We start from the raw sequence: 12,444 nt of genomic DNA, 5'->3' as shown, positions 1-12,444 counted from the left end.
GGGCAAAAGGAAGAAAAACCGCTAGGGTTCAGCCGCGAAAATCCGGGTTTTCAATCAGCACGGCCATGCCCTGCCCGCCGCCGACACAGGCAGCGGCGATCCCGTATCGTAGATGCTGCTCGCGCAATTGCCGCGCCAGGGTCATCACCAAACGCAGGCCGGTGGCGGCCAATGGATGCCCCAATGCGATCGAACCACCCCGGCGGTTGAGCCGTTGGCTATCCAGCTCCAGCTCACGGGCCACCGCCAGCACCTGTGCGCCTTGAGCCTCGTTGACTTCAAACAGCGCGATATCGTCCTGGACCAGCCCACTGCGTTCCAGTAACAAGCGGATCGCCGGAACCGGGCCGATCCCCATGAACTCCGGCGCCACACCAACCACCGCTGTGGCCAACAGGTGCGCCAGGACCGGACGCGTACTCATCGAGGCTTGGCCGACCAGTGCGGCCGCTGCTCCGTCAACCACCGCACAGCTGTTGCCGGCGGTTTGTACACCCTCGGAGTGAATCGCCTGCAGCCTGGCCAGCGCGGGTAAGTCGGTTGCCCGAGGATGGCTGTCCTGGGTGACCTCGTTGCATCGACGCGGCAGGGTAATACCCCGGGACTGATAGCCTTGCAGTTCAAACACCTCATTACCCACCGGGACGATTTCATCGCTGAACCAGCCGCAGGTCTGCGCGTGCAGTGCTAGCTGGTGACTGTCGAGGGCATAGCGATCCACCGCCTCGCGGCTCAGGCCGTGACGCCTGGCGAGGTTTTCCGCCGTGGCGATCATGTCCAGGCCCGGCGCCGGGTCGTACAGCGCTTCCCAAAGGAAATCCTTGAAATCCACCGGCGCCCCGAGGCGAAATCCGCCCCGATGGGTGTAGGCGGCAATCGGGTTGCGCGACATGGATTCGGCGCCCACGCACAATGCCAGTTGCGCGCCCCCTTGAAGCTGCTCGCCGGCCTGGCGCAACAGCTCGAAGCCGGTCGCGCAAATACGCTGCACCGCCAAGGCCGGCACCTGTTGCGGCACACCACTGTAGAGACCGATATGGCGTGGCAGCATGTAGGCGTCGAAGCTGGCCTGGGCCATGGAGCCAGCCAGCACCGTATCCACTGCCCGCGGATCTAGCCCGGCACGGGCCACCACTTCGCGACCGACCTTGATGCCCAGGTCGATGGGCGATACCTGGGCCAGCGCGCCGCCGACGTCGACCCAAGGCGTGCGCACCGCTTCAAGAATCGCCACATCGCTGAAGGACGAATATTGCCCCGCGCCACTCACGACCGTGGCCCCGCGCGCAGGATCGACGGATCTTCTCCGCGATACAGCGCCTCGACCTGGGCCGCACGCCATTGCAGGACCGCGCGCTGGTTGATCGAACCTTTGTCGGTGATTTCACCGCGATCGATGGACGCGGGCTCGTCGAGCAACGCGATCCACTCCAGGCGACTGGCGTTGCCGCTGGCGTCGCGATTGAGCCGCTGCAACCAGTCGGCGAACCACTGGCGCACCGACGCGCTGGCCAGCACCTGGGCATCGCTGGCACTGGCATCGAGCCCCGCCAGGCGGCGGCATTCGTACAACCGCGGGAACACCAGCGCGCCCAGGCACTCACGATCCGGCGCGGTCACGACCAGGTCCTGGACGTAGGGCGAGCCCTCCAGGACCGCACGATTGCGCAGCGGGCCGACACTGACGAACACTCCGGAAGACAGCTTGAAGTCCTCGGCGATGCGCCCATCGAACATCAGCCCCAGTTGCGCGTCATCCGGGTCGGCAAGCTTGAGCGCATCACCGGAACAGTAATAGCCCTGCTCGTCGAATACCTCGGCGGTCTGCTGCGGTGAGCGCCAGTAACCGGGCATGATGTGCGGCCCACGAAAGCGCCCCTCCAGCTTGCCGTCCTTAGGTACCAACCTGACCTCGCAACCCGGTGCCGGCAGGCCGATGTAACCGGCCATGGACAAGGGCCCGGTGGTAAAGGTGCAGGATGGCGCAGCCTCGGTCATGCCCAGCCCAGCCATCATGCGGATACGTTCGCCACAGTGTTGTTCGGCGACCCGGTCCAGGCGATCCCAGACGCTTTGCGACAGCCCGGCAGCGGCGAAGAAGAACAGGCTGACGCGCTTGAAAAAGCACTCTCGCAGCTCTGCGTCCTGCTCCAGGGCCGAGACCAGCTCTTCCCAGCCCTTGGGCACGGTCAGGTAGGCGGTGGGAGATATCTCCTTGAGGTTGCGCAGGGTCTGGGCAAACCCCTGGGCGGTTGGTTTGCCGTCGTCCAGGTAAAAACTGCCGCCGTTGTACAGTACGATGCCCAGGTTGTGGCTGCCGCCGAACGTGTGGTTCCACGGCAACCAGTCCACCAGCACCGGAGGTTCCTGGCCGAACACCGGAAACGTCTGCAACAACATCTGCTGGTTGGCGCAGAGCATGCGCTGGGTGGTGATCACTGCCTTGGGCAGCCGGGTCGAGCCGGAGGTGAACAGAAACTTGGCGATGCTATCCGGGCCGGTCGCGGCAAAAGCGGCTTCGGCCTCGGCGCCGCCGGATTGCTCGAGCAGGCTGGTAAAGCTCGCCTGGCGACGACCCGCGACCTGGCCACGGACGCTGATCAATGGCGTATCGGCCGGTAGTACGGCGTCGATGGCGCGCTGGTACGCCGCGGCATCACTGACGAACACCAGGCCCGGTTGCAGCAGGTCGCACACGTGGCGCAGCTTGGAGAAATCCTGGGACAACAGCGAATAGGCCGGCGACACCGGGCAATAGGGAATGCCGGCGTACAGGGCGCCAAAGGCGACCTGCAAATGCTCGATGTCATTGCCCGAGAGCAGCACCAGGGGCTTGTCGGCCGACAGGCCATAACCCAGCAGGTTTTGCGCGATTGCGCGGACGCTGTCGAGCATTTGCGCGTAACTCACCCGACGCCATTGCCCGTCATCCTGGCGGGCGGCGATAAAGGTCTGTTCGGGACGCACCCGGGCCCAATGCACGAGGCGGTCGAGCAAGCGCACGGGCATCTCGGCCAAGGCTTCCAGGGAGCGCATGTGCAGTTCGCCCTGCTGCTCGGTCACCTCGACCGCCGCGTTACCGATGGACACGGGGCGATAGCGCGGTGCGCTGGCCTGGGCCTGGGCGTGGGCTTGTAGACTGAATTCGGAACTCAAGTGCTTGTACTCCGTTGAGGCACGCTGAACCCGAGCCACCCGCAGGTGAATCAGCGATAGCGTGGCAGCCGTTGGCTGCAGCCTTGTTATTGTTATTTGCGCCTTGCCCGCCTGTTCAGATCGGGTAGTGCCGCGGTCCGTTCTGCAAGGTGACCCAACGCAACTGAGTGAAATGTTCGATGGATGCCTTGCCACCGAAACTTCCGTAGCCGCTGGACTTGACCCCGCCAAAGGGCATCTGTGCCTCGTCGTGCACGGTCGGGCCGTTGATGTGGCAGATGCCTGACTCGACCCGTTGGGCCAGGGCCAGGGCACGCCCGGTATCGCGACTGAAAATCGCCGCCGACAAACCGAACTCGGAGTCGTTGGCCAGTTGCAGCAGCGCCTCATCCCCCTCCCCGCGCAGCAACACCGCCACCGGCCCGAAGGACTCCTCGCGGTACAGGCGCATGCTCGCGTCGACGCCGTCGAGCAGGGTCGGCTGCAAGATGCTGCCGTCCAGTTGTCCGCCGACCACCAACCGCGCGCCCTTGGCCAAGGCATCGTCGATCAGGCCCTTGATGCGCGTGCCGGCGCTGGCGTCCACCAGCGAACCGAGCACCGAGCCCTCAGCTGCGGGGTCACCGGCGCGCAGGGTGGCGACCTTGGCCGCCAACTTGTCGACAAAGGCATCGGCCACCTTGACATCGACGATCAGGCGCTCAGTGGACATGCAGATCTGCCCCTGATTGAAATAGGCGCCAAAGGCGGCCGCCTCTACCGCGGCATCCAGGTCGGCATCGTCGAGCACCAGCAAGGGCGCCTTGCCGCCCAGTTCCAGCAAGGCCGGCTTGAGGTGACGCGCCGAGAGCTCGCCGACGATGCGCCCGACATGGGTCGAGCCGGTGAAATTGACCCGGCGCACCGCCGGGTTGGCGATCAGCCGCTCGACAATCGCCGCGGCATCCGCTGGCGCATTGCTGATGACATTGACCACGCCATCGCCCAGGCCTGCATCCTGCAAGACCTGACCGATCAGGCGGTGCACCGCAGGACTGAGCTCGGAGGCCTTGAGCACCACGGTGTTGCCGCAGGCCAATGGCATGGCGATAGCGCGGGTGGCGAGAATCACCGGGGCGTTCCAGGGCGCGATGCCCAACACCACGCCACAGGGTTGGCGCAGGGCCATGGCGAAACTGCCAGGCACATCCGAGGGAATGACTTCGCCATTGATCTGCGTGGTCATCGACGCCGCTTCCCGCAGCATGTTGGAGGCCAGCCGCACGTTAAACCCATACCAGTTATCCATGGCGCCGGTCTCACCGGCCGTCGCGATGAACTCGGCACTGCGCGCCTGCAATTGCTCGGCCGCCTTGAACAACCGGGTGCGGCGTTCATTGGGGGCCAGGGCAGCCCAGGCGGGAAACGCCTTCTGCGCAGCGGCCACCGCGGCGTCGGCATCTTCCAGGGTGGCGGCGGCAACCCGCGACACCAACTCGCCGGTCACCGGGTTACGGCGTTCGAAGGTTCGACTGTCGCGGGCGGGGCACGACTGGCCGCCAATCAGCAAGGGCACGTCCAGCATGGTGATTCCTCTTTATAGTCTTTGTCGGGAATACATTAAGAACGATGTAACCGTAGTACCGGGGCGCAACTGCGCCCGGCTACTGACCGCAGCACCTCAGCGTTTGTACGCTTGCAGGCCCGGCTTGATGCTCTTGTCGTCGAGGAATTGTTTCATGCCCTGCTCACGGCCGCCTTCGGTGTCGAGCAGGCGCGACTGATCGAGCTTGGCGTAGAGGTAATCCTCGTTCTGCTCCCAGGTCAGTTCACGGCAACGTTTGAAACCATGCTTGGCCGCACGCAGCACCACCGGATTTTTCTCCAGCAGGTTACGCGCCAGCCCCACAGTGACTTCACGCAGTTGCGCCAGGGGTACGCTTTCATTTACCAGGCCCATCTCGGCGGCTTTCTGCCCGCCAAAGGTCTTGCCGGTCATGATGTAGTACAGCGACTGGCGATGACCCACGGTGTCGGCCATGGCCTTGCTCACCAGGTTGCCCGGCGGGATGCCCCAGTTGATCTCCGAAAGGCCGAAGGTCGCCTCGTCGGCGCAGATCGCCAGGTCGCAGGCCACCAGGGGGCTGAAGCCGCCGCCGAAGCACCAGCCGTTGACCATGGCAATGGTCGGCTTGGCGTACATGCGCAACAGTTTCCATTGCCATTGCGAGGCTTCGCGGCGGATTTTTTCCTGAAGGATCTCCGGGCCGGCGTCCACTTCGCGGAAATACTCCTTGAGATCCATGCCCGCCGTCCAGGCTTCGCCCGCACCGGTCAGCACCAGGACACCGGCGTCCGGGTCCTGCTCGAGGGTTTCCAGGACATCGATCATCTCGCGGTTCAGGGTCGGGCTCATGGCGTTGCGTTTTTCCGGGCGGTTGAGGATGACCCACGCGATGCCTTCCTCAATTTCCACTTTGACCGTTGTCCAGCGACCTTCGTAATTGCTCATGACGATGCTCTCTTGTTCTTGGTGTGAAGATGACTGGAAATTAAACCGGTAAATTAGTTATGTCAATTAACCATTAATAAAATTAACCATTTTCCCTTTGCGCAGAGCCCCATCGGCCGAACGCCAGCGATATTGGCCGTAGCAATCACCGGTCAACGTCGGCAAAATAGATAGCCTTGTTAACCCAAAATCCCCAGGACTCACCTGCAATGGCCAAGCCCTCCCCCCTCGCCGAGACGATCGAGGCAGCGTCGACCAGCGCCGAGATGCAGGCACCACTCGATTCGGCGTTGAACGACCTGATCGGCTACGCCATGCGCCGTGCACAACTCAAATTGTTCCAGAACCTGATCAGCCGCCTCTCGGCCCACGATCTGCGACCCGCGCAGTTCTCGGCCCTGGCGATCATCAACCAGAACCCCGGCCTGATGCAGGCCGATCTGGCCCGGGCACTGACCATCGAGCCGCCCCAGGTGGTGCCGCTGCTCAATAAACTGGAAAGCCGTGCGCTGGCGGTTCGCGTGCGCTGCAAACCGGACAAGCGCTCTTATGGGATCTTCCTCAGCAAGACCGGCGAGACCCTGCTCAAGGAGCTGAACCAGATCGCCGCGCAAAGCGACCTGGACGCCACCTCGGCACTGGACGATCAGGAACGCGAAGAGCTGCTGCGCCTGCTGAAGAAGATTTATCAGGAGTGACGGCACGCTCCGAATGAGCGTGCCGGTGAATAGCCTGTAGGCGGTTACCAGATCGGCAAGGTGTAGGTCACCAGGAAGCGGGTCTGGTTTTCATCGCGAAATGCCGCGCCGCTCGGGAAATCGTTGCGGTAGATCGCCTTGCGCGCCACCAGTGCGACGTTTTTCAGCGGACCGCTCTGCACCAGGTAACCCAGCTCCATCTGGAACTCGCGCTCCTTGCGGTCCTCGGCGTTGAAGGCTGCCAGTTCGATATTGTCACCACGCAGATAACGCAACCGGCCCCTCAGCCCGGGTACTCCGGACGCCACGAAGTCATAGTCATAGATGGCCTGCCACGTGCGCTCCTTGGCATTGAGGAAGTCCGACGCCATGGTCAGCTCACTCATGCCCATCAACTCTGTCCCGGAGATGTAGGGCGTCGCCGAGTCGCCACTGGAATGCATGTAACCGATACCCAGCTTGTGCCCGCCGTATCGGTAGCTGAACAGTCCCGAGATGTTGCGATTGTCCACTTCACCGCCCTTGGCGCTGCCATCCTCGCGACTGAAAAAACTGCGCAGGTCGCTGGTCAATGTCCCTCCGCCCAGGGGCAGGTCATGCAGCAAGGCAAAGGTGTCCTGTTGGTACAAGTCGGACACTTCTGCGTGGTAGGCCCGCAGGCTCAGCGTCTTGCTGACCTGATAATCGCCTCCCACATAGGCCATGTGCGAGGTCGTGGCAGTGGCGTTGAAACGCCGGTTGGGCGACGCGATGGTCATCGCCTCGTAGTTGGTGGAATTGCGCTTGTCGATACGATCGATATAGCCGGTGTTCAGCGTCAGGCCATCGAAGTCCCTGGAGCTCAGGGTGGTGCCGCGAAAGGTTTGTGGCAGCAGTCGCGAGGGGCTGGCAAAGGCAAACGGCAGGAAGATCGACACGTCCCCGGACTTCACCGTGGTCTGGGCAAACCGCAGCTTGGCGGTCGGGGCCAGGCGCGAGTACTCATCCGCCGCTCGATTGTCGCTGGCCGACACCGGCAACAACTCGGTACCGCTGCGATCCGGCGCGGAGTCGAGCTTGACCCCCATCAGCCCGCGAACGTCCAGCCCGAAACCCAGCGGCCCCGGGGTGAACCCCGACTCCATGTTCATGATGAAACCCTGGGCCCATTCCTGGGCGGCGGACTTGGCGCCATCGTCCTTGTACTGGCGGTCCAGGTAGTAATTACGCAGGGTCAAGGTGCCATGGCTGTCTTCGATGAAGCCCCCGGCGCGAAGCTGGGTGGGTAGAACGCTCAAGCCGAGCAGCGCCAGGACCAACCCTCGGTTGATACCGGGCACACAGGTGGCTGATGCCGTCGCAACGTCGTGCGTGGGGAGATTTGGCATATTCGATTTCCATTTTTTATTGTTGTTTGTGCCGCCGGCAGAGCCCAGTGCAGCCGGCTTCGCGGACAGAGAATGGAAACGGCCGATGACCGCTGTCAATGGCAAATGAGCGATAATCGAACATTAATATTGTTATCTATTTTTCAGATGGTTGCGTGATGTAGATCTTAGTACATGATTTATATGACTTATTTGTTGTTTTTTGCGATTTTCATTGGGCAGTTCATTTTTTAGTTATCTTTGTTATCTTATTCACCAGCAGTCATCTTCAGCGTACCCCGTGCGATGGGATGGCTCGACTCCACAACAAAAACAACAATGAGGTTCCACCCATGGACAGCCCATCGCGTCGTTCGACGCTGACAATCGCTTTGTGCTTTATCGTTGCGCTGATCGAGGGTTTCGATCTGCAGGCCACCGGCACCGCTGCCGCCGGGCTGCGCCAGAGTTTTGCCCTGGACCCGAAGATGATGGGCTGGGTGTTCAGCGCCGGGATCATCGGCTTACTGCCCGGAGCGTTTTTTGGCGGCTGGGTCGCCGATCGCATCGGCCGTAAGAAAATCCTCGTCGGTGCCGTGCTTCTGTTCGGCCTGTTTTCCCTGTGCACGGCCTACGTCGAGAGCTACTCCAGCTTGCTGCTGGTGCGCTTCATGACCGGCCTGGGCCTGGGCGCCGCCCTGCCCAACCTGATCGCCTTATGCGCCGAATCCGTGAGCGAACGCAAACGCGGCACCGCCATCAGTGTCATGTACTGCGGCGTCCCCCTAGGCGGTGCGCTCGCGGCGGTGGTGGCAATGTTTTCCAGTGAACACTGGCAAACCACCTTCATCATCGGCGGCCTGGTGCCCTTGCTGGTCGTACCACTGATGGCCCTGCTGCTGCCTGAATCCAGCGCCTTCCGCCAGCAACATTCAGCCACTGGCAACCAGCGGCCATCTAGCGCCCAGGCGCTGTTCGGCGAAGGCCGCACACGCAACACCCTAGCCTTGTGGCTGAGCTATTTCTTCACCTTGACCGTGATGTACATGCTGCTCAACTGGCTGCCTTCGTTACTGCTGGAACAGGGCTTCAGTAAACCCCAGGCGGGTCTGGTGCAGATGCTGTTCAACATCGGCGGCGCCCTGGGCTCGCTGCTCGGCGGTCTGCTCCTGGACCGTTGCAACGGTTTCAAGGTCGTGCTGTTCGTGTATGCCGGGTTGCTGACGGCGCTGGCTGGGGCCGGTTTGGCGGTGGGTATCCTGCCGATGGCGATCGCCGGGTTTGCCGCCGGGTTATTCGTCATGGCTGCGCAACTAGTGCTTTACGCCTTGGCGCCACCGTCCTACCCGACTGCAGTGCGAGCCACCGGTGTGGGTGCCGCCGTGGCAATCGGCCGACTGGGCTCGGTGGCTGGTCCCTTGGCCGCCGGGCAAATCCTTGCCGCCGGAGCGGGCACCACTGGCGTGCTGCTGGCAACCTCACCCGGGCTGGTGATCGCCGCCTTGTCGATCCTGACCGTAATCGCCCGCTCCGGAACAACCGCCGAAGTGCAACTTAAGACCGCCAACTAAGCGGTTGATCTCCACACTAATGAAATGGTTACCCCCGCTGCCCCTAGCGATAGCTCACGAAGCTTTCGCTAGGGGCCCATCGGAGACCATTGTCATGAGCAAAGTAGCTATCGCCGCCATCGACCTGGGTAAAAAATCCTTTCATCTGCACGCCCAAGATGACCGAGGGCATGAGCTTTACGCGGGGCCATGTGCATCAACAAGGCATCGAGCATGTCGCCGCCGACATTATCGAAGCAGGCATCAACGCCTTCCGGGCAACAGAATTGGCAGGTTGCAGCCCTTGGTAAGACAGCAATCGGCCCAGAAGAGGAGACGGGATTATTTTTTTGGATTGTCCCTGCAGCCCCGAAAAATAGATCCGTCCCCTTTGTTGAAAAATAGATCCGTCCCCTTTGTTGTTGAAAGTCTTGAGCGTGTTGGCGCCGAAGCGGATCAGCAACGGGTGCCAGATCCGATCCATACCCAGTTCCAGCAGAATCTCCTGGCCTCGCAACCGGGCCTCGGATTCACGCATGCCGGGCGTGATGACACGGGCGATCCGGTCGATGGCCTCCCAGGTCATCTGTTGTGCGTGACGCATCGTTTCCAGCTCGTAACGTTCACCTACCGCTTCTTTGCTGCTCAACACCGTACTCATCATTCACTCCCTTGGTAAGAAAGCACAGGCCAATCGCTATATAGTTTTGTATATTGCGATACTCGATATCAAAGATAAAGCCATGACCCAGGCTTCAACCCAACCTTATGACGATCTTTAGCCCCGTTACCTGTGATCACTGCAGCGCGCGGGATCACTCTTCCAAGCCCACGGCGACTCGCATCCGCCAGCGCAATCAGCAGCTGATCCTGATGGCGGCCAGTGAAGCGTTTTCAGCGACTGGCTTCGACGCAACCCAGACGCGTGACATCGCGGCGCGCGCCGGGGTGCCCAAGGCAAACCTCTATTACTACTTTCAAAGCAAAGAGCATCTATACGCTCAAGTCCTGTTGAGCTTTGTTGAGCCTCTGCTAAAAGCTTCAGCCGCGTTGAGAGAAAGCGACGACCCGGTGGTGGGTTTGCAGGCCTACATACACGCCCGGATTCGCATCATTCAAGAAAACCCCCTGAGCTCAAAAGCCTTCAGCCACGAATTGTTGTTTGGTGGAAAACATTTGCCTGAGGAGTGCAAGCACTTGCTGCAAGCCGAGGCCCGGCGCAACGTCGATTGCCTGCGCAGCTGGATTGATCGAGGCCTGCTCGCGCCAGCCGATCCCGAACACTTGATGCTCTTCATCTGGTCGGCAACCCGAACCTATACCAATCTGGGTTGGCAGATGTCGCTGATTACGGGCACAGCAAAACCGGACGACGCCGACTACAGGAGCGCGGCGGCGACCATTACCCGGATGGTGATCAGCGGGGTGAGTTTGGCTTCATCTTCCCGTGACACGTCCACGTCTTCAGCGCCGACCAGATCGACCGCTCCCCCCTGCGCAAGGGCTGATTCAACTCAGACGGAACGCTGAGCGACTGTCAGCAATATCCCGAAGCTCACGAGCAGGCCGCCAAAAATCCGGTCGATCCATTGCCGTGCAGCCACCAATTTCTCGCGCACCCTCCCGGCTGAGAAACACAGCGCGACGAGGCTGAACCACACCACGTGCGCCCCAGCGATGAACAGCCCGTATGCCATTTGCACGGGCAAGGTGGTGTCCGGTCGTACAACACCCATGAACAGACTGACGATGAAGATCGATGTTTTCGGATTCAACGCGTTCGTGAGAAATCCCGTACGCAGAGCGGCCAGATCTGACATGGCGGGAGGCGGTGCGTCCAGCTGTTCAATAGCCGCCCTGGAGCGAAGCATTTTGATGCCCAGGTAGACGAGATACGCAGCGCCAGCCAGCTTCAGCGTATTGAACAACCAGGGCGTTTGTTGAAGCACTAACCCTAGTCCGAGCAGCGTGTAGCACACGTGGACAAGCACCCCCATGCCAATTCCCACAGCGGTGAGGACGCCCGCCCGTCGAGACAGCAGCAATCCGTTGCGAGAAACCATGGCGAAATCCGGCCCGGGACTGATGCATGCGAGTATTGTAATGGTGATTACTGCTATCCATTCGCTCATGGGGCACTCTTCGATTTGTTGGTGGTATAAAGCTATTTTTGCAGATGCCGCTCTCTGGTAATAACGATGATTCCTGATGAACATGGTGACTACAGCTCACCAATCCCTGAAGCGCGCATGCCTTCTCTGCTCGCGTTGCGTTGCTTCGAATCAGCCGGTCGGTTCGAAAACTTCGCCCGCGCAGCGGACGAACTGCATCTGACACCAGGTGCCATAAGCCGAGCCGTGCGCTTGCTTGAAGAGGATCTGGGCGTTGACCTGTTCGAGCGGCGGAGCCGCAGGGTTTTTTTAACGGACGCCGGAAGACGCCTGGCGAAAGCGGTGAGTGAAGGGCTTGGATTGATGCACCAGGCCGTTCGCGAGATACGCACCGATGCCCGTCGTGCTCGTCAGCTTGTCCTGTCCTGCGAGCCAACGCTGTTAATGCGATGGTTGATTCCTCGCTGGAGCGACTTCCAAAAACATCATCGAGGGATGGACATTCATTTAGTGGCCGGCGGCGGCCTCTTTTCATTCGACCATGGAATAGACCTGGCCATTCGGCGGGACGATTTTCCTCGCCCCCCCGGCTATCATGCCGAGACCCTGTTCCCGGAGAAGGTCGGCCCTGTGTGCCGGCCAGAAAAGGCAGATCAGTGGTTCGACAAAAACAGCAAATGCCTGCGCTCTTCGGCCCCGCTGCTTCAGACCAATAGCCGGCCTGCGGCGTGGCAGGAATGGGCCAGTGCAAAAGGGCTGCCCACTCCTGCCGTGGAGATGCAATCTTTTGAGCACTTTTACTTCAGCATCCAGGCGGCTGTCGCTGGCCTCGGCGTGGCCATTGGTCCATGGCACCTGGTGCGCGACGAAATCCAGAGCGGTATGTTGGCCGCGCCATTAGGATTTGTTGAAGACGGCTCACGCTACTGCCTGTTATCTCCCTCCCCCCCTAAGCCAGGCAGCCTGGAAATGGATTTACTTGACTGGTTGCAGGCAGTGGGCTGACGCTTGTCGATCTTAAGTTGCATCCATTCCGGCAGCCCGTACGTCAACGCAAGTTCCAAGGCCGGTTACAAGGGGTATAACTAACAG

Annotated in this window: 10 protein-coding genes and 1 pseudogene; 4 read left to right on the top strand and 7 right to left on the bottom strand. The window is 61.1% G+C overall.

Features of this window, described 5'->3' with window-relative positions; genetic code table 11:
* Positions 1-28: 28 nt before the first annotated feature.
* The 4 genes from OH720_RS09715 to OH720_RS09700 all read right to left on the bottom strand — a co-directional run bounded on the left by OH720_RS09715 (position 29) and on the right by OH720_RS09700 (position 5,647).
* Positions 29-1,270 carry a thiolase family protein gene (locus OH720_RS09715; protein ID WP_272605413.1) on the bottom strand — a complete coding sequence of 414 codons (1,242 nt, stop codon included), beginning with the start codon at positions 1,268-1,270 and terminating at the stop codon, positions 29-31.
* Positions 1,267-3,156, bottom strand: a complete 1,890-nt coding sequence (locus OH720_RS09710) for a feruloyl-CoA synthase (RefSeq protein WP_272605412.1) — start codon at positions 3,154-3,156, stop codon at positions 1,267-1,269. Before OH720_RS09710 ends, OH720_RS09715 begins: the two co-directional genes overlap by 4 nt.
* 115 nt (positions 3,157-3,271) lie before the next feature.
* Positions 3,272-4,720 (bottom strand): aldehyde dehydrogenase, encoded by a 1,449-nt coding sequence (locus tag OH720_RS09705; RefSeq protein WP_272605411.1) that lies wholly within the window; start codon positions 4,718-4,720, stop codon positions 3,272-3,274.
* 96 nt (positions 4,721-4,816) lie between these two features.
* Positions 4,817-5,647 (bottom strand): p-hydroxycinnamoyl CoA hydratase/lyase, encoded by an 831-nt coding sequence (locus OH720_RS09700; protein ID WP_180205107.1) that lies wholly within the window; start codon positions 5,645-5,647, stop codon positions 4,817-4,819.
* Positions 5,648-5,856: 209 nt separating this feature from the next.
* On the opposite strand from OH720_RS09700, the gene OH720_RS09695 reads away from it, so the two are divergent.
* A complete protein-coding gene (locus OH720_RS09695; RefSeq protein WP_180205108.1) occupies positions 5,857-6,345 on the top strand; it encodes a MarR family winged helix-turn-helix transcriptional regulator in 489 nt (162 codons plus the stop codon).
* Positions 6,346-6,389: 44 nt separating this feature from the next.
* Here the strand turns inward: OH720_RS09695 and OH720_RS09690 are convergent, their stop codons facing one another.
* The gene (locus OH720_RS09690) at positions 6,390-7,712 is read right to left on the bottom strand and encodes an OprD family porin (protein ID WP_272605410.1); all 1,323 of its coding nucleotides are present in this window, start codon (positions 7,710-7,712) and stop codon (positions 6,390-6,392) included.
* A gap of 332 nt (positions 7,713-8,044) precedes the next feature.
* Here OH720_RS09690 and mhpT point away from each other — a divergent pair, with 332 nt between their 5' ends.
* Positions 8,045-9,262 (top strand): 3-(3-hydroxy-phenyl)propionate transporter MhpT, encoded by a 1,218-nt coding sequence (gene mhpT, locus OH720_RS09685; RefSeq protein ID WP_272605409.1) that lies wholly within the window; start codon positions 8,045-8,047, stop codon positions 9,260-9,262.
* Positions 9,263-9,647: 385 nt separating this feature from the next.
* On the opposite strand, the pseudogene OH720_RS09680 reads toward mhpT, so the two are convergent.
* A pseudogene (locus OH720_RS09680) lies at positions 9,648-9,902 on the bottom strand (M24 family metallopeptidase); the annotation flags it as partial.
* Positions 9,903-10,114: 212 nt separating this feature from the next.
* Here OH720_RS09680 and OH720_RS09675 point away from each other — a divergent pair.
* Positions 10,115-10,771 (top strand): TetR/AcrR family transcriptional regulator, encoded by a 657-nt coding sequence (locus OH720_RS09675; RefSeq protein WP_272606427.1) that lies wholly within the window; start codon positions 10,115-10,117, stop codon positions 10,769-10,771.
* On the opposite strand, the gene OH720_RS09670 is transcribed toward OH720_RS09675, so the two are convergent.
* Complete coding sequence (locus OH720_RS09670) at positions 10,756-11,373, bottom strand: LysE family translocator (protein WP_272605408.1); 618 nt, start codon at positions 11,371-11,373, stop codon at positions 10,756-10,758. The two genes, OH720_RS09675 and OH720_RS09670, sit on opposite strands and share 16 nt — an antisense overlap.
* Before the next feature lie 66 nt (positions 11,374-11,439).
* On the opposite strand from OH720_RS09670, the gene OH720_RS09665 reads away from it, so the two are divergent.
* A complete protein-coding gene (locus tag OH720_RS09665; RefSeq protein ID WP_272605407.1) occupies positions 11,440-12,357 on the top strand; it encodes a LysR family transcriptional regulator in 918 nt (305 codons plus the stop codon).
* The last annotated feature ends 87 nt before the right edge of the window (positions 12,358-12,444 follow it).

The organism is Pseudomonas sp. WJP1 (genome assembly GCF_028471945.1).
Taxonomy (GTDB): domain Bacteria; phylum Pseudomonadota; class Gammaproteobacteria; order Pseudomonadales; family Pseudomonadaceae; genus Aquipseudomonas.
Note: the sequence above shows the minus strand (reverse complement) of the source record. Positions and strands in the feature narration are given on the sequence as shown.